Origin of the sequence: Rhizobium sp. NFR07 (genome assembly GCF_900111905.1) — a bacterium.
GTDB lineage: Bacteria > Pseudomonadota > Alphaproteobacteria > Rhizobiales > Rhizobiaceae > Neorhizobium.
Genome location: NZ_FOKM01000027.1, coordinates 33,458 through 58,871, shown reverse-complemented (window position 1 = coordinate 58,871; position 25,414 = coordinate 33,458). Strand labels below are relative to the sequence as shown.

21 protein-coding genes are annotated in these 25,414 nt (G+C 62.1%); 14 read left to right on the top strand and 7 right to left on the bottom strand.

Features of this window, described 5'->3' with window-relative positions:
- Positions 1 to 293: IS3 family transposase (locus BM216_RS32410; RefSeq protein ID WP_143102939.1), on the top strand; the 293-nt coding region annotated here is incomplete at its 5' end.
- Between the two features lie 97 nt (positions 294 to 390).
- Here BM216_RS32410 and BM216_RS32405 read toward each other — a convergent pair.
- The 3 genes from BM216_RS32405 to BM216_RS32395 form a co-directional block, all read right to left on the bottom strand.
- A complete protein-coding gene (locus tag BM216_RS32405; protein ID WP_093004381.1) occupies positions 391 to 1,002 on the bottom strand; it encodes a L,D-transpeptidase in 612 nt (203 codons plus the stop codon).
- A gap of 112 nt (positions 1,003 to 1,114) precedes the next feature.
- Positions 1,115 to 1,867 (bottom strand): pentapeptide repeat-containing protein, encoded by a 753-nt coding sequence (locus tag BM216_RS32400; protein ID WP_093004399.1) that lies wholly within the window; start codon positions 1,865 to 1,867, stop codon positions 1,115 to 1,117.
- 120 nt (positions 1,868 to 1,987) lie between these two features.
- Positions 1,988 to 2,569 (bottom strand): TetR/AcrR family transcriptional regulator, encoded by a 582-nt coding sequence (locus tag BM216_RS32395; protein WP_093004397.1) that lies wholly within the window; start codon positions 2,567 to 2,569, stop codon positions 1,988 to 1,990.
- A gap of 159 nt (positions 2,570 to 2,728) precedes the next feature.
- On the opposite strand from BM216_RS32395, the gene BM216_RS32390 reads away from it, so the two are divergent.
- Positions 2,729 to 3,490 (top strand): SDR family NAD(P)-dependent oxidoreductase, encoded by a 762-nt coding sequence (locus BM216_RS32390; protein ID WP_093004379.1) that lies wholly within the window; start codon positions 2,729 to 2,731, stop codon positions 3,488 to 3,490.
- A gap of 71 nt (positions 3,491 to 3,561) precedes the next feature.
- Here the strand turns inward: BM216_RS32390 and BM216_RS32385 are convergent, their stop codons facing one another.
- On the bottom strand, positions 3,562 to 5,220 hold the full coding sequence (locus tag BM216_RS32385; protein ID WP_093004377.1) for an electron transfer flavoprotein-ubiquinone oxidoreductase: 1,659 nt from the start codon (positions 5,218 to 5,220) through the stop codon (positions 3,562 to 3,564).
- A 303-nt stretch (positions 5,221 to 5,523) separates the two neighbouring features.
- On the opposite strand from BM216_RS32385, the gene BM216_RS32380 reads away from it, so the two are divergent.
- Both BM216_RS32380 and BM216_RS32375 read left to right on the top strand, forming a co-directional pair.
- Entirely contained in the window at positions 5,524 to 6,312 is a 789-nt protein-coding gene (locus BM216_RS32380; RefSeq protein WP_093004375.1) for an SDR family oxidoreductase, read from the top strand.
- A 331-nt stretch (positions 6,313 to 6,643) separates the two neighbouring features.
- Positions 6,644 to 6,847, top strand: a complete 204-nt coding sequence (locus tag BM216_RS32375) for a hypothetical protein (protein ID WP_093004373.1) — start codon at positions 6,644 to 6,646, stop codon at positions 6,845 to 6,847.
- 42 nt (positions 6,848 to 6,889) lie between these two features.
- On the opposite strand, the gene blaOXA is transcribed toward BM216_RS32375, so the two are convergent.
- Positions 6,890 to 7,693 (bottom strand): class D beta-lactamase, encoded by an 804-nt coding sequence (gene blaOXA / locus BM216_RS32370; protein ID WP_093004395.1) that lies wholly within the window; start codon positions 7,691 to 7,693, stop codon positions 6,890 to 6,892.
- 242 nt (positions 7,694 to 7,935) lie between these two features.
- Between blaOXA and BM216_RS32365 the strand changes: the two genes are divergently transcribed.
- From BM216_RS32365 to BM216_RS34430, 7 genes are all read left to right on the top strand, one after another.
- Positions 7,936 to 9,171, top strand: coding sequence for an efflux RND transporter periplasmic adaptor subunit (locus tag BM216_RS32365; RefSeq protein WP_093004371.1), 1,236 nt, complete (start codon positions 7,936 to 7,938; stop codon positions 9,169 to 9,171).
- Complete coding sequence (locus BM216_RS32360) at positions 9,168 to 12,296, top strand: efflux RND transporter permease subunit (RefSeq protein ID WP_093004369.1); 3,129 nt, start codon at positions 9,168 to 9,170, stop codon at positions 12,294 to 12,296. The genes BM216_RS32365 and BM216_RS32360 overlap by 4 nt, the downstream gene beginning before the upstream one ends.
- Before the next feature lie 187 nt (positions 12,297 to 12,483).
- The gene (locus tag BM216_RS32355) at positions 12,484 to 13,422 is read left to right on the top strand and encodes a hypothetical protein (protein ID WP_143102938.1); all 939 of its coding nucleotides are present in this window, start codon (positions 12,484 to 12,486) and stop codon (positions 13,420 to 13,422) included.
- 243 nt (positions 13,423 to 13,665) lie between these two features.
- Positions 13,666 to 14,958, top strand: coding sequence for an Hsp70 family protein (locus tag BM216_RS32350; RefSeq protein ID WP_093004365.1), 1,293 nt, complete (start codon positions 13,666 to 13,668; stop codon positions 14,956 to 14,958).
- Positions 14,959 to 15,213: 255 nt separating this feature from the next.
- Positions 15,214 to 16,122, top strand: a complete 909-nt coding sequence (locus BM216_RS32345; RefSeq protein WP_093004363.1) for a uracil-DNA glycosylase — start codon at positions 15,214 to 15,216, stop codon at positions 16,120 to 16,122.
- A 169-nt stretch (positions 16,123 to 16,291) separates the two neighbouring features.
- Positions 16,292 to 16,483, top strand: coding sequence for a hypothetical protein (locus BM216_RS32340; protein ID WP_093004361.1), 192 nt, complete (start codon positions 16,292 to 16,294; stop codon positions 16,481 to 16,483).
- A gap of 11 nt (positions 16,484 to 16,494) precedes the next feature.
- Positions 16,495 to 16,638: a hypothetical protein gene (locus BM216_RS34430; RefSeq protein WP_177231022.1), complete on the top strand. Its 144-nt coding sequence runs from the start codon at positions 16,495 to 16,497 to the stop codon at positions 16,636 to 16,638.
- An 18-nt stretch (positions 16,639 to 16,656) separates the two neighbouring features.
- Here BM216_RS34430 and BM216_RS32335 read toward each other — a convergent pair whose 3' ends face one another.
- The gene (locus BM216_RS32335; RefSeq protein WP_093004359.1) at positions 16,657 to 17,595 is read right to left on the bottom strand and encodes a DMT family transporter; all 939 of its coding nucleotides are present in this window, start codon (positions 17,593 to 17,595) and stop codon (positions 16,657 to 16,659) included.
- 510 nt (positions 17,596 to 18,105) lie between these two features.
- Here BM216_RS32335 and pepN point away from each other — a divergent pair.
- The gene (gene pepN, locus BM216_RS32330; RefSeq protein WP_093004357.1) at positions 18,106 to 20,745 is read left to right on the top strand and encodes an aminopeptidase N; all 2,640 of its coding nucleotides are present in this window, start codon (positions 18,106 to 18,108) and stop codon (positions 20,743 to 20,745) included.
- A gap of 20 nt (positions 20,746 to 20,765) precedes the next feature.
- Here pepN and BM216_RS32325 read toward each other — a convergent pair whose 3' ends face one another.
- Entirely contained in the window at positions 20,766 to 21,329 is a 564-nt protein-coding gene (locus tag BM216_RS32325) for a TetR/AcrR family transcriptional regulator (RefSeq protein ID WP_093004355.1), read from the bottom strand.
- Between the two features lie 208 nt (positions 21,330 to 21,537).
- Between BM216_RS32325 and BM216_RS32320 the strand changes: the two genes are divergently transcribed.
- Positions 21,538 to 22,740, top strand: coding sequence for an MFS transporter (locus BM216_RS32320; protein WP_093004353.1), 1,203 nt, complete (start codon positions 21,538 to 21,540; stop codon positions 22,738 to 22,740).
- Positions 22,741 to 23,055: 315 nt separating this feature from the next.
- A complete protein-coding gene (locus BM216_RS32315) occupies positions 23,056 to 25,404 on the top strand; it encodes a PAS domain-containing sensor histidine kinase (protein ID WP_093004393.1) in 2,349 nt (782 codons plus the stop codon).
- Positions 25,405 to 25,414: the final 10 nt, after the last annotated feature.

Below are 25,414 nucleotides of genomic sequence, written 5' to 3'. Positions count from 1 at the left end.
ACCAGGGCTGGCACTACCAGATGGTCGGCTATCAGCGGCAGCTCGAAAAGCACAACATCGTCCAGAGCATGTCGCGCAAGGGCAACTGCCTCGATAACGCAGCCATGGAAAGCTTCTTTGCCATTCTCAAATCCGAATTCTTCTACCCGACCAAATTCGAAAGCGTCCAAACTCTCAAAGACGGCATTGCCGACTATATCCGATATTATAACAACGACAGGATCAAACTGAAACTCAAAGGGCTGAGCCCTGTACAATACAGGACCCAGCCCTCAAAACTGCCCAGCGCCTAATCTGTCCAACTTAATGGGGTCAGTTCATGGCGGCGGGCTTTTCAATAGACCGGCCAGCGCAAGGCGACCTGGTCTGAATTCTTTATTTCTCGGCTGATTACGCCTGAAGAACCACGACCTTGGCGCCGACCTGGATGCGATTGTAGAGGTCGATAACGTCATGGTTCATCATACGGATGCAACCGCTCGACATGGCGTGGCCGATCGATTCCGGCTGGTTCGTGCCGTGGATGCGGAAATGGGTGTCGTTGCCGCCGCGATAGAGATAGATGGCGCGGGCGCCGAGCGGGTTGTTCGGGCCACCGGGCAGGCCGCCTGCGAGCTTGCGGTAACGCTCCTCGCGGCGCTGCATGTTGAGCGTCGGGGTCCAGCTCGGCCATTCCGCCTTGCGGCCGACATAGGCATTGCCGGAAAGCGCCATGCCGGCGCGGCCGACGCCGACGCCATAACGGATCGCCTGGCCGCCGCCGAGAACGTAGTAGGCGCGCTTGGCAGGCGTATCGACGACAACGGTGCCCGCCTCGTAGGCGCCGGCAAAGGCAACCTGCTGGCGGCGCAGTTCGGGGTTGATCTTGTCAAGCGGCACGCGGCGCAGCGGGAATTCCTCGTCCGGAAGCGCGGCGTAATTCTGCTGTTCATTGTAGGTGGAAGCGCAACCGGCCAGCAGAAGCGGCAGGCCGGCCAGGAGGCCGCGGCGGGAAATCGGCATGAATCTGTCCTTGGTGCGTCGAAATAATGACGCAAGCTACGGACGTTATGGTTAATGTATCGCTAACGACGGGCGCCTGAAATGACGTTCGTCAATATATGTGGCAAGGACATCAATCGTCTTCGCAGGGCCATTGCGTGGGCTTCTGAAGCCCGGCCGGCAGCTTTGTATTGTCGTCGCCACAGGACAGCGCGATCTGGTCCTGGGTCAGCCCTGTCGCCGACGACAGATCGACCCCCTCAATCCGCGTTAGGAAAAGGAAGGCGCTGGTAAAATCGATCGGCCCGCTGATCTCAGCCGTGTGGAAGGACGCGCGTGACAGGTTGGCCATGGCAAAACGCACATTTCCGAGCTTGGCCTTGAAGAAGAGCGCCCGGCCGAGTTCCGCCTTGGTGAAATCGACATTGTTCAACTCGCCCTCGGAAAAGTTGGCGCGCTGCATTTCGGACGAGACGAAATTGGCGCCGGATGCCGAAATTCCCGACAGGTTGCTGCGATAGCCCTCCGCCCGTTCGAAATCCGCACCCTCCGCATCGGCCCCGGCCAGTGATGCGCGGACCAGCATGGTCTTATTGAAATTGGCCTTCTTGAGGTTTGTGCGGCTGAGATCGGTCATGCTCAAATCGGCGCCGGAAAGATTGGCGCCCTCGAAATTGCCGCCATCCAGCATCAGCAGGCGCTTCTTGCAACCGCTCCAGTCGATGCCGGGCCGCGGGTCGGCGCGGCACTCGATAGCGGCGGCTTCGCCGGCAGGGATGATGCCCAAAGCCAGCAATGCGGCGGCCGAGCAGAGCCCCGCAACTCGCTGCGAAGCACGCAAGCGCCGGCTCGCGATGTCTCTGATCTCGTTTACAACTTGTGTCATGGTCCAGCACAATCCCGACGGGTTCCCTCGGGAACATTAGCCCCCTTTCCTGTCGGGTTAAAGGGGAAAGCTCCGTGACTTGATCATGTTAGCGTTCAAGGATCAACGCCCGCCGCAGGGTCAGCGCGGCCAGGTGGAGAGGGCCTGATCGGCAACGGCTCTCAGCGTTTCGCGGCTGAAACCGGCCTTGGCCTGAACCGCTATGCCGTGAAGGACGGCCAGCAGGAATGCCGCAAGAGCGTCCGGTTTCGCCGTCTCGGGCAAGTCGCCTTCGGCCTTGGCCCGCTCGAAGCGCTCGCGAAGCTGTAACTCGCCTTCAGCGCGCGCCTCGATCAGCGCCTGGCGCACGGGCTCGGCCTCGTCCGATCCGGCGAGGACGCCATTGATACCGAGGCAACCGGTGTGGTCCGCGTAGCGCGTATTGAGGTCGATCGCATTGTAGAGGATATGCGCGGCGACTTCCCGCGACGTCGGCAGCTCAAGCGCAACCGGGATGTAGTCCAGGTACCGCTCGTAATAGCGCGCCAGCGCTAAACGAAAGAGCGCTTCCTTGTTGCCGAAGGCTGAATAGAGAGCTGGCCGCTCGACGCCGGCAGCCTCGGTGAGGTCAGCATAGGAGGCCCCCTCGTAGCCCTTGCGCCAGAAGACACACAGGGCGGCATCCAGCGCCTTGTCGACGTCGAATTCGCGGTGGCGTCCCATCAGATCAATCCGCATGTTTTCATAACGAGTGTTATTAAACCACTTGACTCCTCGTGTCTACATTTCATAACGATCGTTATCGTACCGAATGTTATGAAATAAACGAACCGGCGGCCGCCTTCTGCAGGCCGCGTTTCAAGGCAAATGGAAAGGGTATTCATGTCGAACGATTTGAAGGGAAAGGTCGCGCTTGTGACCGGAGGCTCACGCGGGCTCGGCGCGGCGATCGCGGCAGTGCTTGCGGACCAGGGGGCGGATGTGGCGATCAGCTACGTGGCCTCGTCCGATAAGGCCGCGGCGGTGGTGGAGACGCTGAAGGCGAAGGGCGTTCGCGCCGTAGCGTTTCAGAGCGATCAGTCCGACATGGCGGCCGCCAAACCACTTATCGCGAAGGTGGTGGAGCATTTCGGCAGGCTCGACATCCTCGTCAACAATGCCGCGGTCGTCGCCAAGGGCCAGACCGTCGATGATCCCAATCTGGATGCCGAAGCGCTCGATCGCCAGTGGCAGGTCAATGTCATGGGCGCCATCGCGACCACCCGCGCGGCGGCACCGGCGCTGACCGATGGCGGCCGGATCATCTTCATCGGCTCGCTCAACGGCACGCTTGCGCTCATTCCCGGTGTTGCCGACTATGCCGGGACCAAGGCCGCCATCAACGGCTATGCGCGGGGTGTCGCACGCGATCTCGGGCAGCGCAACATCACGGTCAATGTCGTTCAGCCGGGCGCCATGCCGACGGACATGATGGTCGAGGTTTTGGGCAGCACCAACGCGCCCGACGCATTCCTCGACATGCATCCGATCCGCCGCATCGCAATGCTCGAGGAAGTGTCGGCGCTCGTCGGCTTCCTTGCCGGACCGAACAGCGGCTACATGACCGGCGGCGTGATCGACATAGCCGGCGGCCTCGGCGTCTGACGCACATCCGCCAAAAGAAAAGCCCGGCTTCAAGGCCGGGCTTTTCTCGTCTCGGGCAATCGCAAGAGCGATTACATATTCGGATAGACCGGCCCCTCACCACCCTGCGGCGGCACCCAGTTGATGTTCTGGTTGGGATCCTTGATGTCGCAGGTCTTGCAGTGGACGCAGTTCTGCGCGTTGATGACATAGACCTCCTCGCCGTCCTGCTCCCGCCATTCATAGACGCCGGCCGGACAGTAGCGCGTCGAGGGCCCGGCATAGACGTCGTGTTCCGAGCGCCGCTGCAGGTCCATGTCCTTGACCTTGAGATGGACCGGCTGGTCTTCCTCGTGATTGGTGTTGGACAGGAAGACCGAAGAAAGGCGGTCGAAGGTAAGCACGCCGTCCGGCTTCGGATAGTCGATCTTCTTGTGCAGCTTGGCCGGCTCGAGCGACTGCGCATCCGTCCTGCCGTGCTTCACCGTGAACGGAGACGTGCCGAAGATCTGGTTGATCCACATATCGAGGCCGCCGAGCGCGACGCCGATCGCCGTGCCGAATTTCGACCACAGCGGCTTGACGTTACGGACGCGCTTCAGGTCGGTGCCGATGGCGGTCGAGCGCCATTCGTTCTCGATCTCCACCGGCTCGTCATTGGCACGGCCGGCGGCAATCGCGGCGGCGAGCTTGTCGGCGGCCAGAATGCCGGACAGCACCGCGTTATGCGAGCCCTTGATGCGCGGCACGTTGACGAAGCCTGCCGAACAGCCGATCAGCGCACCGCCCGGGAAAGAGAGCTTCGGCACCGACTGGTAGCCGCCCTCCGTGATGGCGCGGGCGCCGTAAGAGAGACGCTTGCCGCCTTCGAACGTGTCGCGGATCGCCGGATGCGTCTTGAACCGCTGGAACTCCTCGAACGGGTAGAGATAGGGGTTCTTGTAGTTGAGGTGCACGACGAAGCCGACGGCGACCATGTTGTCTTCAAGGTGATAGAGGAACGAGCCGCCACCGGTCTTCATTCCGAGCGGCCAGCCGAAGGAATGCTGGACGAGGCCCTGTTTATGGTTCTCCGGCTTGACCTGCCACAGTTCCTTGATACCGATGCCGAATTTCTGGGGCTCGCGATCCTTCTGCAGATCGAATTTCGCGATCAGCTGCTTGGCGAGCGACCCACGCACGCCCTCGCCGATCAGCGTGTACTTGCCGAGCAATTCCATGCCACGGGTATAGTTCGGGCCCGGCTCGCCATTCTTCTCGATGCCCATGTCGCCGGTGGCGACGCCGATGACCGCACCTTCCTCATTGTAGAGTACTTCAGCCGCGGCAAAGCCCGGATAGATCTCGACGCCGAGTTCCTCCGCCTTGCCCGCAAGCCAGCGACAGACATTGCCGAGCGAGACGATGTAATTGCCGTGATTGTTCATCAGCGGCGGCATGGCGAAATTCGGCAGGCGGATGGATCCGGCCGGTCCAAGCAGCATGAAGTGGTCGTCGGTGACCTCCGTCTTGAACGGGTGTCCCTCCTGTTCGCGCCAGCCAGGCAGGAGCGCGTCGATGCCGACCGGGTCGACCACAGCGCCCGACAGGATATGCGCTCCGACCTCCGCGCCCTTTTCGAGCACGACCACCGTCAGGTCGGGATTGACCTGCTTCAGCCTGATGGCCGCAGACAGGCCCGCCGGGCCCGCGCCCACGATCACCACGTCGAATTCCATCGATTCCCGCTCGGGAAGGTCGTTTACGTCCATGTCCTGCTCCGCTTGCCGGTCCCTTCCGGCTTGTCATTCATTCCTATTCGTCTTGGCAAAAGCCAATCCCATTGTCGAGGCGCGAATACGTCTTCCAGCGTGTCAATCGCGCAACCGGACTTTCCGTTTCATCATATTACCTTTACGTTCACGTAAATAAAGAGTCTTGGCAAGAGGGCAAGTTCGACCTTTCGCAAGTGGTATACCAAAGCTATAACGCCCCGCACCCTTTCGATATCGCCCCCCGGCGCCATCCGATCCGCGCGCCTTGCGGGCTTCCACGCACAGAAGGATAAGTCAGTCATGGATTTCGGCATTACCGGCAAACGCGCATTGGTGCTCGCCTCCTCACGCGGCCTCGGGCTCGGCATCGCCGAAGCGCTGGCGGCAGAAGGCGTCAATGTCCTGCTCGTCGGGCGTTCCGGCGAAAAACTGGCGGAAAACTGCAAGACGATCAACGCCCGCGGCAAGGGGAAGGCCGACTGGGTATGGGGCGACCTTTCGGACGACAACTTCGTCGAGGCGATGGTTGATGCGGTCAAGGAAAAGCTCGGCGGCATCGATATCCTGGTCAACAATACCGGGGGCCCGACGCCGGGTTCGACCGAAGACATGAACCCCGACAAACTCGACAGCTTCTTCCAGTCGATGGTGCTGCGCGTGATCTCGCTGACCAATGCGCTTCTGCCGCAGATGAAGCAGCAGGGCTGGGGTCGTATCCTGACCGTCGCCTCTTCCGGCGTGGTCGAGCCGATCACCAACCTGGCACTTTCCAACACGCTGCGCGGCGCGCTGGTCGGCTGGAACAAGACGCTGTCGAACGAAGTCGCCGGCTTCGGCATTACCGCCAACATGCTACTTCCCGGCCGCATCCATACCGACCGGATCGAGGAACTGGATGCCGCCAACGCCAAGCGCCTCGGCAAGAGCGTCGAGGATGTGCGGGAAGCTTCGGTCAAGACCATTCCGGCCGGCCGGCTCGGCAAGGTGGAAGAGTTCGGCGCCGCCGGCGCATTCCTCTGCTCGGGCCCGGCAAGCTACATCACCGGTTCGATGCTGCGCATCGACGGCGGCGCTGCGCGCTCGTTCTAGGCCCGGGCATCCCTGATCCGAAAGCCCGGCTGTGAGCCGGGCTCAGACCGCCGGCAAAGCTCGCGGGCTTGGCAATGCCGAGGCCTGCTTTGGCAATCGGCGGCAAAGCCACCCTCCCCGCATTCCTGTGCTCGTCACAGGAATGCGGAAAATCGGGGCCTTTGCGGTCGAGAGCAGGAGATTAATCAATCGAAGCCCGACCGACTGCCGGGCTTTATCGTTCTCGCCATCATTGCCGGATGGTTCCTCACGCCCTATCCTCGTTGACGACGGCCTTGCCCGATCCCGTTCAAACCGTCACCGGGACAGATCTCCGACAGAAGGCAGAACGATGCGCTTCATCAGGACCGCCACGGGAATATTCGGCGTGATTGTCGTCGTCATCGGCCTTGTCTGGATCGGCCAGGGCACCGGCGTGTTTCCCTATCCGCGCTCCAGCTTCATGATCAACCAGAGCCCCTGGATCTTCTGGGGGCTGCTGACGTCGCTGGTCGGGCTGATGATCGTCTGGGCTTCGCGCCGTTTCAAGATCTGAGCCGAGACCCCGCCAAGAACCGACATGGTGGCCGCCCCCTGCCTATCGGGTGCCGGCCAATCCCGGCAGATCGGCAATCAATCCGTCGCGCACCGTGTAGCTGATCGGCTGTTCCGTGTGGCGCTTCGTATCTGCGAGAAGCCGCGCGAAGACCACCTGGCGGCCATCCTTCTCCGCCCAGCCAACGAACCAGCCGAGCGGGCGGCTGCGATCCGGCTTGCCGGCCTTTGTGCGCAGCCATCCGGCACCGGTCTTGCCGTGAACCGTCCAGCCGTCCGCGGCCGGAAACGTCGGCACGATGGCTTGCGTCAGCTTCACCGCCTCCGGTGAGATCGGCAGGCGGCCGCTCATGAACCGGCGCAGGAAATCGACCTGCTGATCCGGAGAGATCTTCAACGACGAACTCAGCCAAGATTCCGTCAGACCATCCGTGCCGCCCGGACCGCCCGAGACGTCGTGATTGCCATAGTCGAACCCGCGGACATAGTCTGCGAAAGCCTTCTTGCCGAGCCGTCGGGTGATCTCCTGGGAATACCAGACGATCGAATCCCGCTCCCATATGGTCGGGTCGGTGGCCTTCTGCTCACGTTCGGAGCGATTGAACTTTGCCTGATAATCCCAGCGCGGATTGTGTTCGTCGATGAGGATGCCGGCATCGTAGCCCATCATCGCGATGGGCAGCTTGAACGTCGACTGCGGATAGAAGCCCACATCGCAGGTGCCGCTGCGATGCAGGGCCTTGCCGCTCGCGGCATCCAGCACGACGGTGCAGCGGACCGGCTCGGCCGCCTTGGTCTGCTCAGCGTGAACCAGAAGGCCCGCGGCAAGCGAAAGTGACAGACACAGGGTGGAGAGAAAAAATCTGCGTTGGGCCAAGGGGTTCCTCCATTCGATTCACCCACACCGTAAAGCGAAGGTGCGCGGCGAAAGCATGGCAGAGACAGGTCTCAGGCCCCCGAAATTAAGTGGCTTCATTACCGAGATTTAATGCCTCCCGGCCGCCAGTTCGCGTATTTTCGTCCAGTCACACCCGTGGCGAGCCGGATCCACCCGACAGGACGTGCGTATCCCATGAAGAAGATATTCTCATGAAAAAGACTTGGCCCATTGCAATCATCATTGTCGCTGCGGGCGTCGCCGCCTGGTTATATCGCGACCGGCTTCCCTTCATCTCCCATCCCGATCAGCAGGCGTCCGCCACTGACCAGAACGGCGGTTCGGGCGGGCATCGCCGTGGCGGCGGGCCGCCGCCCGTCGTCAGAACCGTAGCCGCCGCTACCGCCGTCCTGCCGATGGACGTGACGGCAACGGGTGTCGCCGATGCCGACGAGAACACGACGATCGCCGCGCAGGAAGCCGGCATGATCGTCTCTATCAGCGCCCAAGACGGCGATGTGGTGAAGGCCGGCGACCTGATCGCCAGGCTCGACGACCGCACCGCCAGGGCGGTTCTGGAAAAGGACAAGGCGCTTCTTACTCGCGATCAGGCGACGCTCGCCCAAAACGAAATTGCCCTCACACGCGCTCAGACGCTGGTCGACCGCAATGCGGGGACGCAGCAGGCCGCAGACGAGGCGCGGGCCGCGCGCGACACGGCCGCCGCAACCATCGAAAGCGACAAGGCGACGATCGCCGCCGACGAGATCGTCGTCGAACATACCGAAATCCGAGCACCCTTCGACGGGCGGCTCGGTGATATCGTGCCGAGCCTCGGCGCCTATCTGACCGTGGGCGCAACAGTCGTGACGATCGAGAAACATGACCCGATCTACGTGAACTTCTCCGTACCTGAAGGCTATCTCGGCGAGATCAGGACAGGCTTCTCGAACGGCTCGATCGCAGTCGATGCCGAGCCGCAGAGCGCCGGCCAGCCGCCAACCAGGGGCACGCTCAACTTCTTCAACAACACGGTCGATCCCGCATCGGGCACCATTCTCGCCAAGGCCCGGTTCGAGAATGCCGACGGCAAGCTCTGGCCCGGCCAGTCGCTGAACGTGACGATGCATTTCCAGAATGACCAGAAGACGATCGTCGTCCCGACGGTCGCCGTCAGCCCCGGCGCCGATCAGCCTTTCGTTTTCACGGTCAGCGATGACAAGAAGGTTCATGTGACCCCGGTCACAGTCACCCGGTCGAACGGCAATATGACAGCGATCGCCAAAGGCATCACCGATGGCGCGCATGTCGTCGTCGAGGGCCAGGTGCAACTGGTCGATGACGCGACGGTGCGCGAGGAATTTGACGCCAATGGGACGGCCGATGCCAACAAGGCCGCGGCGGCCACCACGACCGACGAGGCGGCCGTGACGGGAGCGGTCCAATGATCCCGGCCTTCTGTATCCGCCGGCCGGTCGCGACGACGCTGCTGGCGATCGGCGCGGTGCTTGCCGGCCTCACCGCGTATAATCTCCTGCCGGTCTCGGCCCTGCCGCAGGTCGACTTTCCGACGATCAACGTCAATGCCTCGCTGACCGGCGCCTCGCCGCAGACCATGGCGACCGCGGTCTCGACGCCGCTGATCAAGCAGTTCGAGACAATCCCGGGCATCAGCGAAATCAGCACCACCAATTCTCTCGGTAATACCTCGATCGTGCTGCAGTTCGACCTCAACCGCGATATCGACGCAGCGGCAGCCGACGTGCAGGCAGCCATTTCCCAGGCGACGCGGCAATTGCCGGACAATCTCACGACGCCGCCGAGCTATCGCAAGACCAACCCCGCCGATGCGCCCGTCCTGCTGCTTGCTGTGCGCAGCGACACGATGGAGCCGAGCAAGCTCGACGACATCGCCGAGAACATCATGTCCCCTGCCCTGTCGACGCTTCCCGGCGTGGCCGAAGTTATGGTGCACGGCGCCAAGACGTTTGCGGTCCGGATCGAGGTCGATCCCGCCAAGCTGCAGGCGCGCGGCCTCGGCGTGCAGGATGTCAGCAACGCGGTTGCCAACGCCAACAGCCAGGCGCCGGTCGGTTCGCTGCAGAATGGCGTGCAAAAGCTGACGATCAATGCCGACACGCAGCGCACCAATGCGAAGGAATTCCGCAGCCTCGTGATCGCCAACCCCAATGGTGCGTCGGTGCATCTCGGCGATATAGCCACCGTTTCCGACAGCGTCGAGAACCTTGATGCCGGCGCCTCCTACGACGCGCGCTCGGCCATCGTGCTCGCCATCCAGCGCCAGCCGGACGCCAATACGGTCGATGTGGTGGACGAGATCAAGGCCCGGCTGCCGAGCCTGACGGACGAACTCCCAGCCTCCGCCTCGATCAGCGTGATGAACGATGCCTCGATCGCCATCCGCGATTCGATCGCCGACGTGAAATTCACCCTCGGGCTGACGATCGTGCTCGTCATCGCCGTCATCTATCTCTTCCTTGGCCGCGTCTCGGCTACCATAGTGCCGACGCTCGCCGTGCCGCTGTCGCTGATATCGACCTTCGGCGCGATGTATATGCTGGGCTACAGTATCGACAACATATCGCTGCTCGGGCTGACGCTCGCGGTGGGGCTCGTCGTCGACGACGCGATCGTGATGCTGGAAAACATCATGCGGCATATCGAGGACGGCATGCCGGTCATGCAGGCGGCGCTGCAGGGTGCGGGCGAGGTCAGCTATACGATCGTCTCCATGTCCATCTCGCTGATCGCGGTCTTCATTCCGGTGCTCTTGATGGGCGGTGTCGTCGGCCGGCTATTCAACGAATTCGGCATGGTCGTCGCGCTGGCCATCACGGCCTCGGCCATCGTGTCCCTGACCGTCACGCCGATGCTCGGCTCGCGCATGTCGGACAAACATCACAATCCGAGCCTCGTGGTGCGGATCTTCGACAAGGGTTTCGACCGCATGCTGAAGGCTTATGACAAATCCGTCGGCTGGTGCTTGAACCACCGGCTGATCATCATGCTCGTCTTTCTCGCCTCGGTCGGCGCCTCGGGCTACCTGTTCAAGACGCTGCCCTCGAGCTTCTTTCCCACGGAAGACATCGGGAGGTTGACGATCTCCACCCAGGCGCGGGAGGATATCTCCTATCCGGCCATGCGCGACCTGCAGGCAGCGGTCGTGGCCGCCGTGCAGAAGAATCCGGCGGTGCGGCATGTCACCTCGACGGTCGGCGGCAATGTCCGCAGCCCGCTCAACAACGGCACCGTCTTCGTCGAGCTGACGGATCGCGACAAGCGCCCGCCGCTGCAGCAGACACTGAATGAGCTGCGCCAGAGCCTCGGCAAGATCGCCGGCATCAAGGCCTATATCACGCCGCAGCAGAGCCTGCGCTTCGGCGGCCGCAATACCGCCAGCCAGTATCAGCTCGTCGTGCAGGCGCTGAATGCCGACCAGACGAACGAATGGTCTGGCAAGCTTTTGACGGCGATGCGGGGTGACCACGCCCATTTCACCGACGTTACGTCGGATGCGCAGAACGACGCCGTCGAGGCCGATATCAAGGTCGATACGGAAAAGGCGGCAAAGTTCGGCATCACCGACAACGTGCTGCGTGAGACGCTGGAAATGGCCTTCGGCGGTTTTACCGCCGGGCAGATCCAGTCGACCGGCGACAGCTATGACGTGCTGATCGAGTTCAACCGCGATACGCAGTGGAACGACCAGCTGCTGCAGCAGATCCGGGTCAAGTCGTCGAATGGCAGTCTAGTGCCGCTGTCGAACTTCGCGACAGTCGAGCGCAGGACCGCGCCGGTGACAATCAACCAGACCGGCCAGCTCGTTTCCACGACGATCTCGTTCAACCTGCCCGATGGCGCCTCGCTCAGCGACGCAACGGACACGATCAACCAGTTGAAGACCGAGCTGCACGTGCCGGCCGACGTCTTCACCTCTTATGGCGGCACGGCCCAGATCTTCCAGCAGAGCCAGGGCAATACGCCGATGCTGATCCTGGCTGCAGTGCTGACGATCTATGTCGTGCTCGGCGTGCTCTATGAAAGCTTTATCCATCCGCTGACCATTCTTTCGGGTCTGCCGGCCGCGGCCTTCGGCGCGCTCCTGGCGCTGAAGGTCTTCGGATTCGACCTGTCGATCATCGCGCTGATCGGTTTGCTGATGCTGATCGGCATCGTCAAGAAGAACGCGATCATGATGATCGACGTCGCCGTCGAGCTCATCCGCGAGAAGGGTGAAGCGCCGACAGCCGCAATCCACGAGGCCTGCGTGCGCCGGTTCCGGCCGATCATGATGACGACCTTCTGCGCGCTGCTCGGTGCCTTGCCGATCGCGCTCGGCACCGGCGCCTCGTCGGAGCTGCGCCAGCCGCTCGGCGTCGCCGTCGTCGGCGGCCTGATCGTCAGCCAGGCGCTGACACTGTTCATCACCCCGGTTATCTTCGTCGAGATGGATCGCTTCGGCCGCTTCCTCGCCCGGCTGACCGGCCACAAGGGCGGCGATCGCCACGAGGCCAATGACGACGACGTGCCGAGCGCGATCGCGGCGGAGTGACCGGACGCCTTGGGAAACCCCGTCCCGACACGCGCCGCGTGCGACGTTATTTGCACACTCAATTGGCCCGCGCACAACCATGCAAATGCATGCTTAAATATTGATTTTATTTGTCATTCCAACTTTGAGACCTCATCAATTTGCGACTGATAAGGGCGAGCTACATTAGTCCGTAATGGAGCAGAACTTGTTACTCGAAGGCATTTTCGGAGGCGGCGGCCAGTCCACCTCCCCAAGCCAGCAGCCATCGTCTGGCCAAACATCCGGCAGCACGCCGGCGAATGACGAGGCGACGACATCTCCGCCTGCCGACAATAGCCAGGCCGATCCGATCTATGACGAAGAACCGGGCGAGACCGACGACGGAACCTACACCGACGTGCCGCCGGCAAGCTCGGAAGAGACCGCTCCTGTGACCGAGGAGCCGTCTGCGACTGCCCCCGACACGGAAGAGACAGGTTCCGACGCCGGCGTGCCCGTCAATGACGGCACCGGCGAAGCTGTAGAAGGCGAAGCCTCGGCGGAGGCTGAAGCCGAAGCTGGCGCCCAGCCGCAGCCCGCTGAACAGCCGGACGCGCCTGCTGCCTCGGCACCGAGCGACGAGGCCTCCGGGCCGGCGCCTTCTGCGGGGACACCTCCCCAGTCAGAGCTAAGCCAGCCGCAAGCAGATGAGCCTGTCGCCAGCCAGCCGGTGGCTGGTCAGCCTGCAGCGTCTGCTCCGGGTGAGACCGTCGCGGAAGACACGGCCTCCGCGCCGGATCAGGCGTCGCCCGCACCTGCTCCGGTCGCGACCACGCCGTCTCCGGTTGCCACGGCGCCGATAGGAGACGAAGAGGCTGCCCCAGCTGCGGAACAGGCCGGGGAGTTGAAAGACTTCCTCACGCCGCTCTTGGCCAACCTCGAAGAGATCCGCCAGCGCCAGGCAAGCGGCACCAGCGACGCGCGTGCCGAAAGCCGTAATCGCGCCGTCGCCGCCATTCAGGACCAGCTCGCCAGCCGCCTGCTGGATTCTCTTTCGTCCGAGACGACGACCGCAACGGCAAAGAGCATTTCGCTGATCGATGACAATGCCAAGGCGACCGAAAAGCCGATTTCGCTGGTCAATCGCTGGTACGCTGAAGCCTGATCTTCGGCATGGGTATTTGCTACAAGGGGCGCGGTGCCGATCGCGCCCCCTTTTTCGTTTTCCGCCTCGACGCCCACCTGCTTTCCGCTGCCCGCTCTCCCACCTTCTTCGCCCCTTGCCTTCCCGCCGCTCCTGTGCGATCACGCGCGCTCTCAAATCGGCGGGCGCCCTTGCGTGTCCTGCCTTCAGCGTCCGGGAGCATCCCGGGTCCAACATTATCGGCAGACTAAAAGGAGCACGGCCATGGCACGGGCGCTCGGGCTTGACTTCGGCACGACCAATACCGTTATGGCGCTGGCGGATAGCGGCAGCACCACCCATTCCATGCATTTTTCCTCGAGCGCCGGCGAGACGGATTCGATGCGCACCGCGCTCTCCTTCATGAAGGATGCGCAGCTCGGCGCCCAGGCACTGAAGGTCGAGGCCGGGCAGGCGGCGATCCGCCAGTTCATCGACAATCCGGGCGACGCCCGCTTCCTGCAGTCGATCAAGACCTTTGCCGCGAGCCCGCTTTTCCAGGGCACGCTGGTGTTCGCCCGCAGGCATACGTTCGAAGACCTGATGGAAATTTTCCTGAAGCGGCTGAAGACCTATGCCGACGGCCACTGGCCGAGCGAAATCTCCCGCCTCGTCGCCGGCCGTCCCGTGCATTTCGCCGGCGCCAGCCCGGACCCTGCACTTGCCACACAGCGCTATAACGAAGCGCTGACCCGGCTCGGCTTTCCCGAGATCCACTATGTCTACGAGCCGGTCGCGGCCGCCTATTACTTCGCCCAGACGCTGAAGAGCGACGCCAACGTCCTGGTGGCCGACTTCGGCGGCGGCACGACCGACTATTCGCTGATCCGTTTTGAACGCACGGCCGGCAAGTTGACCGCGACCCCGATCGGCCATTCCGGCGTCGGCATTGCCGGCGACCATTTCGACGCCAAGATGATCGAGCATCTGGTGGCGCCGGAAATCGGCAAGGGCACGTTCTTTCGCAGCTTCGACAAGGTGCTGGAAGTGCCGTCGAGCTATTACGCCAATTTCTCACGCTGGAACCAATTGTCGATCTTCAAGACGACGCGCGAATTCAACGACCTGAAGTCGCTGGTGCGCTCCGCCGTCGATCCCGACAAGCTCGAGCTGTTCATCGATCTGGTCGAGCATGACGAGGGTTATCCGCTCTACCAAGCGATCTCGGCGACGAAGATGGCGCTGTCGGGCGCCGAAGAGGCCGAGTTCAACTTCTCGCCGCTCGGCAAGGCCGGCCGCAAGATGGTGAAGCGCACCGATTTCAACAACTGGATCGCCGACGACCTGTCGCGCATCGAGGGCGCGCTCGACGATGTGCTGACCAAGACGAATACGGCGCCGGCCGACGTCGACAAGGTGTTCCTGACCGGCGGCACGTCCTTCGTGCCGGCCGTGCGGGAAATCTTCATCCGCCGCTTCGATGCATCGAAGATCGAGAGCGGTGGCGAGCTTCTGTCGATCGCCCACGGCCTGGCGCTGATCGGCGAGAGCGGCGATGTGGAGCAGTGGGCGGCTTGAGTCTCAAGATGCCGGAAAATCCCCTCACTTGCGATATTTAACGCTTAGCTGACGCTAAGATGTTGAAATCGCTTTCTCTCCCAAAAGGGGAGAGATAAAGCTGCCGCGCCATCCGCGAGTCTACCTCTCCCCCTGTGGGAGAGGTTACAAAATCAGCATCTTAGCTTTAGCTAAGTGCTAGATTTTGTTGGTGAGGGGAAAAGCCCACCCCAAACAATTTCCCACTTCCGGCCGACATGCTGTAAGAACGGATTCATGAACGCCGCCTCAGACCTTCACCCAGCCGAGCTTGCCGCGCTTCTGCATTTCTATGCGGATGCCGGGGTTGAGTGGATGCTGGATGACGAACCGGTCGATCGGATCGCCGAATTCGAGGCCCAGAAGGCTGCCAAGGCGCAAGGCAGGATGCCGGCCGGTGCGCGAGATCAGGTGCGGGATCAGGATGGTCCGGCCGACCGCGCTGCGCCGTCTCGGGCAGGTTCCGGACAAGGCGCTTCCGGACAAGGCGCCGCACCACGCCGGGCCGCGCCCTCGCCCGCCCCTTCAGTCGCCGTACCCGACGGCGAAGCCGTGGCAGCGGCCCGCTTTGCCGCCGAAAGCGCCCGTTCACTTACCGAGCTGCAGACGGCGCTTGAAGCCTTCAACGGGTGCAATCTGAAGAACAGCGCCCGTTCCACCGTCTTTGCCAGCGGCAATCCCGCTTCCGGCATCATGGTAATCGGCCCAATGCCGAATGCCGATGACGACCGGGACGGTGCGCCGTTTGCAGGCCGCGCCGGCGAGCTGATGGACCGGATGCTGGCCGCCATCGGGCTTTCCCGTGACGGCGTGCTGATGACCAATGTCATTCCGTGGCGGCCCCCCGGCAACCGCATGCCCTCGCAGGCCGAGATGGATATCTGCCGCCCGTTCATCGAACGGCAGGTGGCGCTCGCGGAGCCGAAGCTCATGCTGCTGCTCGGCAATTTCCCGGCCCGCGTCTTCCTCGGCGGCACGGGCACGATCCACACGATGCGCGGCGAGTGGCGTCCGGCCTCCTCCGGCGGACTGGAAATACCGGCGCTCGCGACATTCCATCCGCAGGAGCTTCTGGCCGTCCCCGCGAACAAGGCACTCGCCTGGCGCGACCTTTTGACCTTCAAAAGCCGCCTGCAACCCAATTGATGCCCAAATTTGCGGCAAACGCGCCCGCAACACGATATAAGTTACACTTTTATGAAGCAGGCCATGCATGTTGCGCATGGCAGCGTGGCGTTTGCACGCATTGCTAGAATCGATTGTGCAGCGCAATATCAGCAATGTCTTGGGAGGAACATGCTAAGGAACCAAGGCAATGACCACCCGCTTCCGCCCGATCCATTCGGGTTTTGAAACTCTCCGCGCTGCAGGAATCGGGCCACGCTCGACGCAGGGCTACCACCGCTTCGGCTCGGCAACGAACGAGCAGATCACGTCGCGCGCAATGGCTCGCCCTCTCGGGATTACCCGTCCGGCCGCCGTTTTCGTCGACTTCCGCGATCGCTGAGATAAACCGCAATGACCATGATCTTCCGCCCGATCCGCGCCCTGCGTGAAAACCTTCGCCAGATCGGCGCGGCAGTCAACGCGTCGCGCGAATACTCCAAGGCAAGCCAGACGCGCTGCGAAATAGAAGCGCCCTCGTCCGGCATTCCGCTCTAAGAAATCGATCCTGCCGCTTCATGCGCCCGGAGGCGAAGCCTTCCGGGCCGCTTTGCGTTCCAGGCCCAGCTGGTGCTCGCGGTAAATGATGAAGATACCGGCCGTTACGGTGATCGCGGTGCCGATCAGCGTGCTCATCGTCGGCACATCGCCGAACAGGGTATAGGCAATCGCGATACCGAGGATGATCGAGCTGTATTCGAAGGGCGCGACGGTCGAGACGTCGGCCTGGCGATAGCTTTCGGTCAGCAGGATCTGGCCGAGACCGCCGCAGAAACCCGACGCGATCAGACAGAAGCTCTGGAAGCCGGTCAAAGGCGCCCAGCCGAAGGGAATACTGACAAGCGAAAAGACGGCGGCGGTCAGCGAGAAATAGAGGACGATCGTGGCGGTCTTTTCGGTCCGCACCAGCTGGCGGACCTGAATCATTGCGAAACCGCCCATGACCGCAGCAATGATCACCGCAAGCGCGCCCATGGCCTGTTCCGATCCTGCTCCTACCGAACTGAAAAGGGTCAGCTTCGGCCAGGAAATGATGACGACGCCGACCATGCCGACGGCAACCGCGCTCCAGCGATAGAGCCTGACGGTCTCCTTGAGGATCAGTGCGGCAAAGATGACGGCGATCAGCGGCATGGAATAACCGATGGCGATCGCGTCGGCCATGGGAAGGTGAATGAGGCCGTAGAAGCCGAAAGCCATCGCCATGATGCCGAATGTGCCGCGCTTCAGGTGACCGAACAGGCTGTCGGTGTGAAAGGCATGGAACAGTTCCTTGCGGAAGGCGAGATAGGCGAGGATGGGCACAAGCGCGAAAGCCGACCTGTAGAAGGTGATCTGGCCGGCGGGGATGCCAGCTCCTGCTGACTTGATGCAGGCCTGCATCATGACGAAGACGACGACGGAAAGAACTTTCAACGTAATCCCGCGAAGGGGATTCAAGGCTTCGGCGGCCATTGTAAACTCATTGTGGACCAGCCGGGAGCGCCGATCCGAAACTGCGAGTGGCGGGGAATCATCGGCAGGGTAACGGAAAAGTGGCCCGCCGTGCATGAAAACTGATGATCACGCCATTACGATGACGAATAGGTTAACCCGGCGGAACTGTTTGCAAACCATGATGCCGGCAGGTCTCGGAGACGTTAAACCTGGAGGCGAAACCGATCGAGATCCACAACGTATCGGGCAGAACTCCACAATGCGGGGGATTTGCGAGGGTCAGCGGACCTTTTGAGCCAAGATCATCTGCGACAGAACCCGATAAAATTAATCAGATACTCACCCTAAAATCATGCAGTGACCGAAATTGGATCACTATACTGACGGCAACCCGTTTTATTTTAGAGCGGGTTCAACAATCGTTTAGCATTGGATGCAATTATGCGCTCGGCAAATGGGGATGTGCCGGTCTGATCGGGGGCAGAAAATCCCATAGCCGTATATTTGAAAGCCGGTTCAGGATTCACTATGCGAACAGATATGGGCCAGATCGTGCATCTGGCAGATTACCGCCCCACCGACTTCGTCCTGGAACGGGTGGACCTCACATTTGAGCTAGATCCGACCAATACCAAGGTCGACGCGCGGCTGATCTTCCACCGGCGCGAGGGCGTTGATGCATCCGCTCCGCTGGTGCTTGACGGCGACGAGCTGACGCTTTCCGGCCTACTGTTCGACCAGAAGGAAGTTCCGGCCAGTCAGTATGACGCGACACCGGACACGCTGACGGTGCGCGACCTGCCGGCCGAAGCGCCCTTCGAGCTGACCATCACCACCCATATCAACCCGGAAGCCAATACGAAGCTGATGGGCCTCTACCGCACCAACGGTGTCTATTGCACCCAGTGCGAGGCCGAAGGCTTCCGCCGCATCTCCTATTTCCCGGACCGTCCGGACGTCTTGGCGCCCTATACGATCACCATCATCGGTGACAAGGCGGCCAACCCGGTCATGCTGTCCAACGGCAATTTCCTCGGCGGCGCCGGTTACGACGAAGGCCGCGCCTTTGCCGCCTGGTTCGACCCGCATCCGAAACCTGCCTATCTCTTCGCGCTGGTCGCCGGTGATCTCGGCGTCGTCGAAGACACGTTCGAGACGATGTCGGGCAACGAAGTCGCGCTGAAGATCTATGTCGAGCACGGCAAGGAAGCCCGCGCCGCCTATGCCATGGACGCGCTGAAGCGCTCGATGAAATGGGACGAAGAGCGGTTCGGCCGCGAATACGACCTCAACATCTTCCAGATTGTCGCCGTGTCCGACTTCAACATGGGCGCGATGGAGAACAAGGGCCTCAACGTCTTCAACGACAAGTATGTCCTTGCCGATCCGGAAACCGCCACCGACCAGGATTACGCGAATATCGAGCGCATCATCGCGCATGAATATTTCCACAACTGGACCGGCAACCGCATCACCTGCCGCGACTGGTTCCAGCTCTGCCTCAAGGAAGGCCTGACGGTCTATCGCGACCAGGAATTCTCGGCCGACATGCGTTCGCGCCCGGTCAAGCGCATCGCCGACGTGCGCGGCCTGAAGTCGGAACAGTTCCCGGAAGATGCCGGCCCGCTGGCGCATCCGCCGCGTCCCGACACCTATCGCGAGATCAACAACTTCTACACGACGACGATCTACGAGAAGGGTGCCGAGATCACCGGCATGATCGCAACCGTTCTCGGCCGCGACGCCTTCCGCAAGGGCATGGACCTCTATTTCGAGCGCCATGACGGCCAGGCCGTCACCGTCGAGGACTATGTGAAGTGCTTCGAGGATGCGAGCGGTCGCGACCTTGCGCAGTTCTTCCGCTGGTACGTGCAGGCCGGCACACCGCTCGTGACCGCCTCGGGCAGCTACGATCAGGCTGCCGGCATCTTCACGCTGTCGCTCGAGCAGATGACGCCTGCCACGCCCGGCCAGCCGAACAAGGAGCCGCTGCATATCCCACTCTCGTTTGCGCTCATTCTCGACAACGGATCGATCGCGACGCCCACGTCGGTCGAAGGCGGTGACGTCACCGGTGACGTGCTGCATCTTACCGAACGCAAGCAGACCTTTACCTTCTCCGGCATCTCCTCCCGCCCGGTCCTGTCGCTGAACCGGTCGTTCTCGGCACCGATCAACCTGCATTTCGACCAGTCGGAAGCCGATCTCGCCCATATCGCCCGCCACGACACGGATCTCTTCTCCCGCTGGCAGGCCCTGACCGACCTCGCCATGCCGAACCTGATCCAGGCTGCCCGCGACGGCAAGAAGGCCAGCGGCAACCCGGCGCTCGTCTCCGCGCTTCTGGAATGCGCCGCCGATTCTTCGCTGGAACCGGCTTTCCGCGCCCAGGTGCTGAACCTGCCAAGCGAAGCCGACATTGCCCGCGAAATCGGCTCCAACAATGACCCCGAGGCGATCCATGTTAGCCGCAAGGCAGTGCTGGAATCGATCGCCAAGGCCGGCGAGGAAACCTTTGCTGCCCTCGTCGACGAGATGCACGTCACCGGCGCTTATTCGCCGGATGCGGAGGGTGCCGGCAAGCGCTCGCTGCGCAACGCCGCTCTCATGTACCTAACCTACGCCGAGGGCACGCCCGCCCGCGCAGCCGAGGCCTTCGGTTCGGCCGATAACATGACGGATCTCGCCCAGTCGCTGACGCTGCTTGCCCATCGTTTCCCCGATGCCTCGGAAACGACGGCGGCGATCGCCAGCTTCCTGACGCGCTTCGACGGCAATCCTCTGGTCATCGACAAGTGGTTCTCGATCCAGGCGATCATACCGGGAGCAGACGCACTGACCCGCGTCAGGGAACTGATGGAAAACCCGCGCTACAATGCCGGCAATCCGAACCGGGTACGGTCGCTGGTCGGCGCCTTCGCTTTCTCCAACCCGACGGGCTTCAATCGCGCCGATGGTGCGGGATACGAGTTCCTCGCCGATCAGATCCTTTTGATTGACCCGAAGAACCCGCAGCTCGCGGCCCGTATCCTGACCTCGATGCGCTCCTTCCGCTCGCTCGAAGCCGGCCGCGCCGAAAAGGCGCGCGCGGCACTTGCCAGGATCGCCGGCACGAAGGACCTGTCGACCGATGTCAGCGACATCGTCGGCCGTATGCTCAAGGATTGATGAGGCTTATGCCGGCTGCCTCAGCGGCCGGCTGTCTTGCCGAGAAAATCGGATATCAGCGCCCGGCAATAGTCGGGCGTGACCTCCCGGTCGCGAAACATGATGTGATAGACGATCGGCGCCACGATCTTGTCCATTGCGGCGGCAATGTCGAAGACCGCCTCTCCCCTTTGCTCTGCCCTGTCGCGCAGCGTCTCGAGGTGATGGATCGTATAATGGCAGCACTGCTGCGCAGCGCCACCGGACGAACTGCCTAAAATATCCGACAGCATTTCCCGCCCGACACCCGACGACATTTCCTCGGCATATTCGATGATGAAGGTCTCGATATCCGAATGCATGCTGCCGGTATCCGTGGGATCGGCGATCGGCCGCATGTGAGCCAGCGCGACATCCGCCAGAAGATCGCCGATATCCCCCCAGCGCCGGTAGATGGTCGATGGCGGAACGCCCGCCTTTTCGGCGATCATCGGCACGGTAATGGCGCTGCGATCGATGGTTTCGAGCAGATCGCGTGTCGCGGCATGCACCGCCGTCTGAATGCGCGCACTACGGCCACCCTGCCGCAACATCTCCCGTGCCATCATTTTCTCCCGCCGGTCGCCGGCACATGTTCTGGCTATAGAAAAATCGGCTCTTCGACCTTTGCCGCGCCTGCATCATATTTTCCATATCTTGCATCTGAAACGCGAGCGGCAATCTTCCCGACACACCTTAATGCAAATATATTGCGTTAATCGCAGATCGCAATTATATCTCACTAACGCTAATAATTTGCGTTAAGGTGACTTCATGAGCAAGACCGTCGCTCCTGCCGCTTCGTCCGGTCCTACCCGCATGACCGTGTTCAGCTTTCTCGGTGCGGTGATGATCTCCGCCTGCAGCAGCGCCCCGACGCCGCTCTATCATCTTTACCAAGAGACGCTGCATCTCACGCCGGGCATGATCACGCTGGTCTTCGGCTCCTATGCGTTTGCGCTTCTGGCCGCGCTGCTAACGGTGGGCGGACTTTCCGATTTTCTCGGACGGCGCCCGCTCATTCTTCTCGCGCTTCTGCTGAACGCTACAGCCCTCGTTATTTTCCTCATCGCGCAATCCGGTCCGACACTGCTTGCCGCCCGCATCGTCCAGGGCCTGGCGACGGGTGTCGCCTTCCCCACCTTCGGCGCCACGATCCTCGACACCAACCGCGAGAAGGCACCGCTGCTCAACGGCATCACCGCCTTTCTCGGCCTGACAATCGGCTCGCTGCTCGGCGGAATACTGGTCGATTACGCCCCCTACCCGACCCATCTGGTCTATGTCGTCCTGCTTGGCCTGACCGGGCTCGCGATCACCACGCTCTTCTTCATGCCGGAAACGATCTCGCAGCGTCCGGGCGCAATCGCCTCTCTTCGCCCGCATGTCAGCGTGCCGCGCAAGGCGCGCTCGACACTGCTGCGGGTCACTCCGGTCAATGTCGCGGGCTGGTCACTCGGCGGCTTCTACCTGTCCCTGATGCCGACACTGGTAACCGTCGCCACCGGCATCGTCTCGCCTTTCGTCGGCGCCTCCGTCGTCGCGACCCTGATGCTGAGCGGCACGGCATCCGTGCTGATCTTCCGCAAGCTGCCGGCGCAGCGCGTGCTTCTCACAGGCACGGCAGGACTGATCGCGGGTGTCCTCATCACGCTTTCAGGCGTACACCTTCAAGCCGTCACCGCGATCTTCGTCGGTACCGCGACTGCCGGGCTCGGCTTCGGCTCGATCTTTTCCAACATCCTGCGTATCCTCCTGCCCTTGGCCGAGACGCATGAACGGGCGGAGCTGTTCGCCGCCTTCCTGATCGAGAGCTATCTCGCCTTCGCGCTGCCCGCCATCCTTGCCGGCTTCGCGGCGCCCGTCATCGGACTGCAGGCGACCATCTATGTCTATGGCGCGGCCGTCATCCTGCTCGCCCTGATTTCGATGACCGTGACCCGGACAAACCTCTCCCAGGCTCCCGCACTCACCTGACACGCCGAAGCGGATGAGAGGCCCTGCAATCCGGACCGGATTGCAGGGCCTCATGCCGTCGATATATCCCGCGCGCCGACTTCACGGATTGACACATTTTGAAACAACTTGCTTGACTGGCGCCTATTTTTCAAATCCGGGATTCGCGTCGCACGCCTGCTGATTTGCCCTTTCAAATCGGGGGAAAGCCGCTTAATTTCATATAATTAACAAAATATTACCAACCCTCTGGACACGAAGAATCACTCTATGATTCACTAGGTCAGATTCGGGCGGGCGGCGTTCCGAATCATCACGAGGGACCAGATGAACACGATATCGGACGTGCGGCGGGCAACCGCGGCCGGGGATCGGCTGCGCTTCAAATTTCCGAAGTTTATCGGCCTGAAAAAAACGATCGCGGAAGAAAGTCATCTCGCGGTCCGCCCGATCACGCGGCAGGTGCCGCGGGTGGAAATGGTCCTGAAACGCTCCATCCCAATCCTCATCATCGCCTTCCTGCTGGTGGTCGCAGCCTCCCGCGGCGTCGGCATCATCGGCGAGCACGGCCGGATGGAAGATGCTGCCCGGCAGTCCACGGCCCTGATGGCGGCAACCGCCAGCGCTGTCTTCGCCGGCCAGGAAGCAATGTTCAATCCCGGTGATCGCGCCGCCGCCGAAGCCCGCCTCGGTTCCTATCTTTCGACGACCGGCCGCCAGCCGGGTTCGTTCACCCTTCTCGTCAACACGACCGGCATCGTCTTCGGCGCGTCCGAAGGTGCCGCCTCCTATATCGGACGCCGGCTGACCTCGCTCCTGCCTGAGACCGCAGCCCTGCGCCGCGTCGACGGCCCGAGCGGCATCATCGAAACCCATCTCGACGATATCTCCCACTTCGCTTCCATCCAGCCCGTCGGCACCGAGGGCGCGCTTATCGTCGCTGCCCATTCGATGGAGGCCACCAACCGCTTCCTGCGCAGCGAAGTGTCTCTCAACGTCACGGTCTTCACCGGCATTTCCGCCATCCTGCTCGTCATTCTCTATGCCTATTACGTCCAGGTGAAACGAGCCCGCGATGCCGACGAGATCTTCGTCGAGTCGAACCTGCGGATCGAGACCGCCCTGTCGCGCGGCCGCAGCGGACTCTGGGATTTCGACGTTACCAATCGCCGGCTGTTCTGGTCCGGCTCGATGTACGAGATGCTCGGATTGCCGCCGACCGGCAGCATCATCTCGTTTGCGGATGCAGCCCGAATGATGCATCCGTCCGATGGCAATATCTATGCGCTTGCCCGCGCCATCGGCCGCGGCAATGCCAAGCAGGTGGACCAGATCTTCCGCATGCGCCATGCGGCGGGCCACTATGTCTGGATGCGCGCCCGTGCCCAGGTGGTGCGCAACGCCGCCGGACGTACTCATGTTATCGGCATCGCCATGGACGTCACCGAGCAGCACCGGCTCGCCCAGCGTTACGCGGAAGCCGACCAGCGTCTCGCCGATGCCATCGAATGCACCTCGGAAGCCTTCGTGCTGTGGGACAAGAACGACCGTCTCGTGATGTGCAACGCTCACTTCCAGCAGGCCTACGGACTGCCGGACAACGTGCTGGTGCCCGGCACCGAGCGCAACGTCGTCAACGGCGCGGCAGCGCGCCCGGTCATCGAGCGCCGCGTCGCGGATGCAGACGGCAGCGGATTCTCCCGCACGACCGAAGTACAGCTTGCCGACGAACGCTGGCTGCAGATCAACGAGCGCCGCACCCGCGACGGCGGCACGGTCTCGGTCGGCACCGACATCACGCTTCTGAAGCGCCACCAGGATCGCCTGCGCCACAGCGAACGCCGCCTGATGGCGACGATCGGCGACCTTTCGGCCTCGCAGAAGACGCTGGAGCGCCAGAAGGCGGAACTGTCGGCAACCAATGCCGCCTACCAGGTGGAGAAGGAACGCGCCGAGGCCGCCAACAAGGCAAAGTCGGAATTCCTCGCCAACATGTCCCATGAGCTGCGCACGCCGCTCAACGCCATCCTCGGCTTTTCCGAGATCCTGATGAACGGCATGTTCGGCCCGCTGGGCTCGCCGCGCTACGGCGAATATTCCAAGGATATCCACGACAGCGGCAAGCACCTGCTCAACGTCATCAACGACATTCTCGACATGTCCAAGATCGAGGCGGGCCACATGCGCATCCAGAGCGAGCGCGTCGATCTTGCGCCGCTGGTCGAAGAGACGCTGCGCCTCACTGCCATCGCCGCCGAAGAAAAGCACATCGCCATCCGCCAGAGCCTGCCTAAGGCGCTCGACATGGTCGGCGACCGCCGCGCGCTGAAGCAGGTCATGCTCAACATCCTATCCAACGCGGTGAAGTTCACCAACGAAGGCGGCACGATCGAACTTCGCGCAAAGAAACTGAAAAGCGGCCTGATGCTGACCATTGCCGACAGCGGCATCGGCATTCCCCGCGATGCGCTTTCCAAGATCGGTCAGCCCTTCGAACAGGTTCAGAGCCAGTATGCCAAGAGCAAGGGCGGCTCGGGCCTCGGGCTTGCCATCTCCCGCTCGCTCGTGGCCCTGCATGGCGGCAAGATGCGCATCCGCTCCAAGATGGGCAAGGGCACAGCCGTGTCGATCCACATCCCGGATCTGGATTTGCCGATGCCATCTACCCGCAGGAAGGCGGCGTGAGACGGCAGCG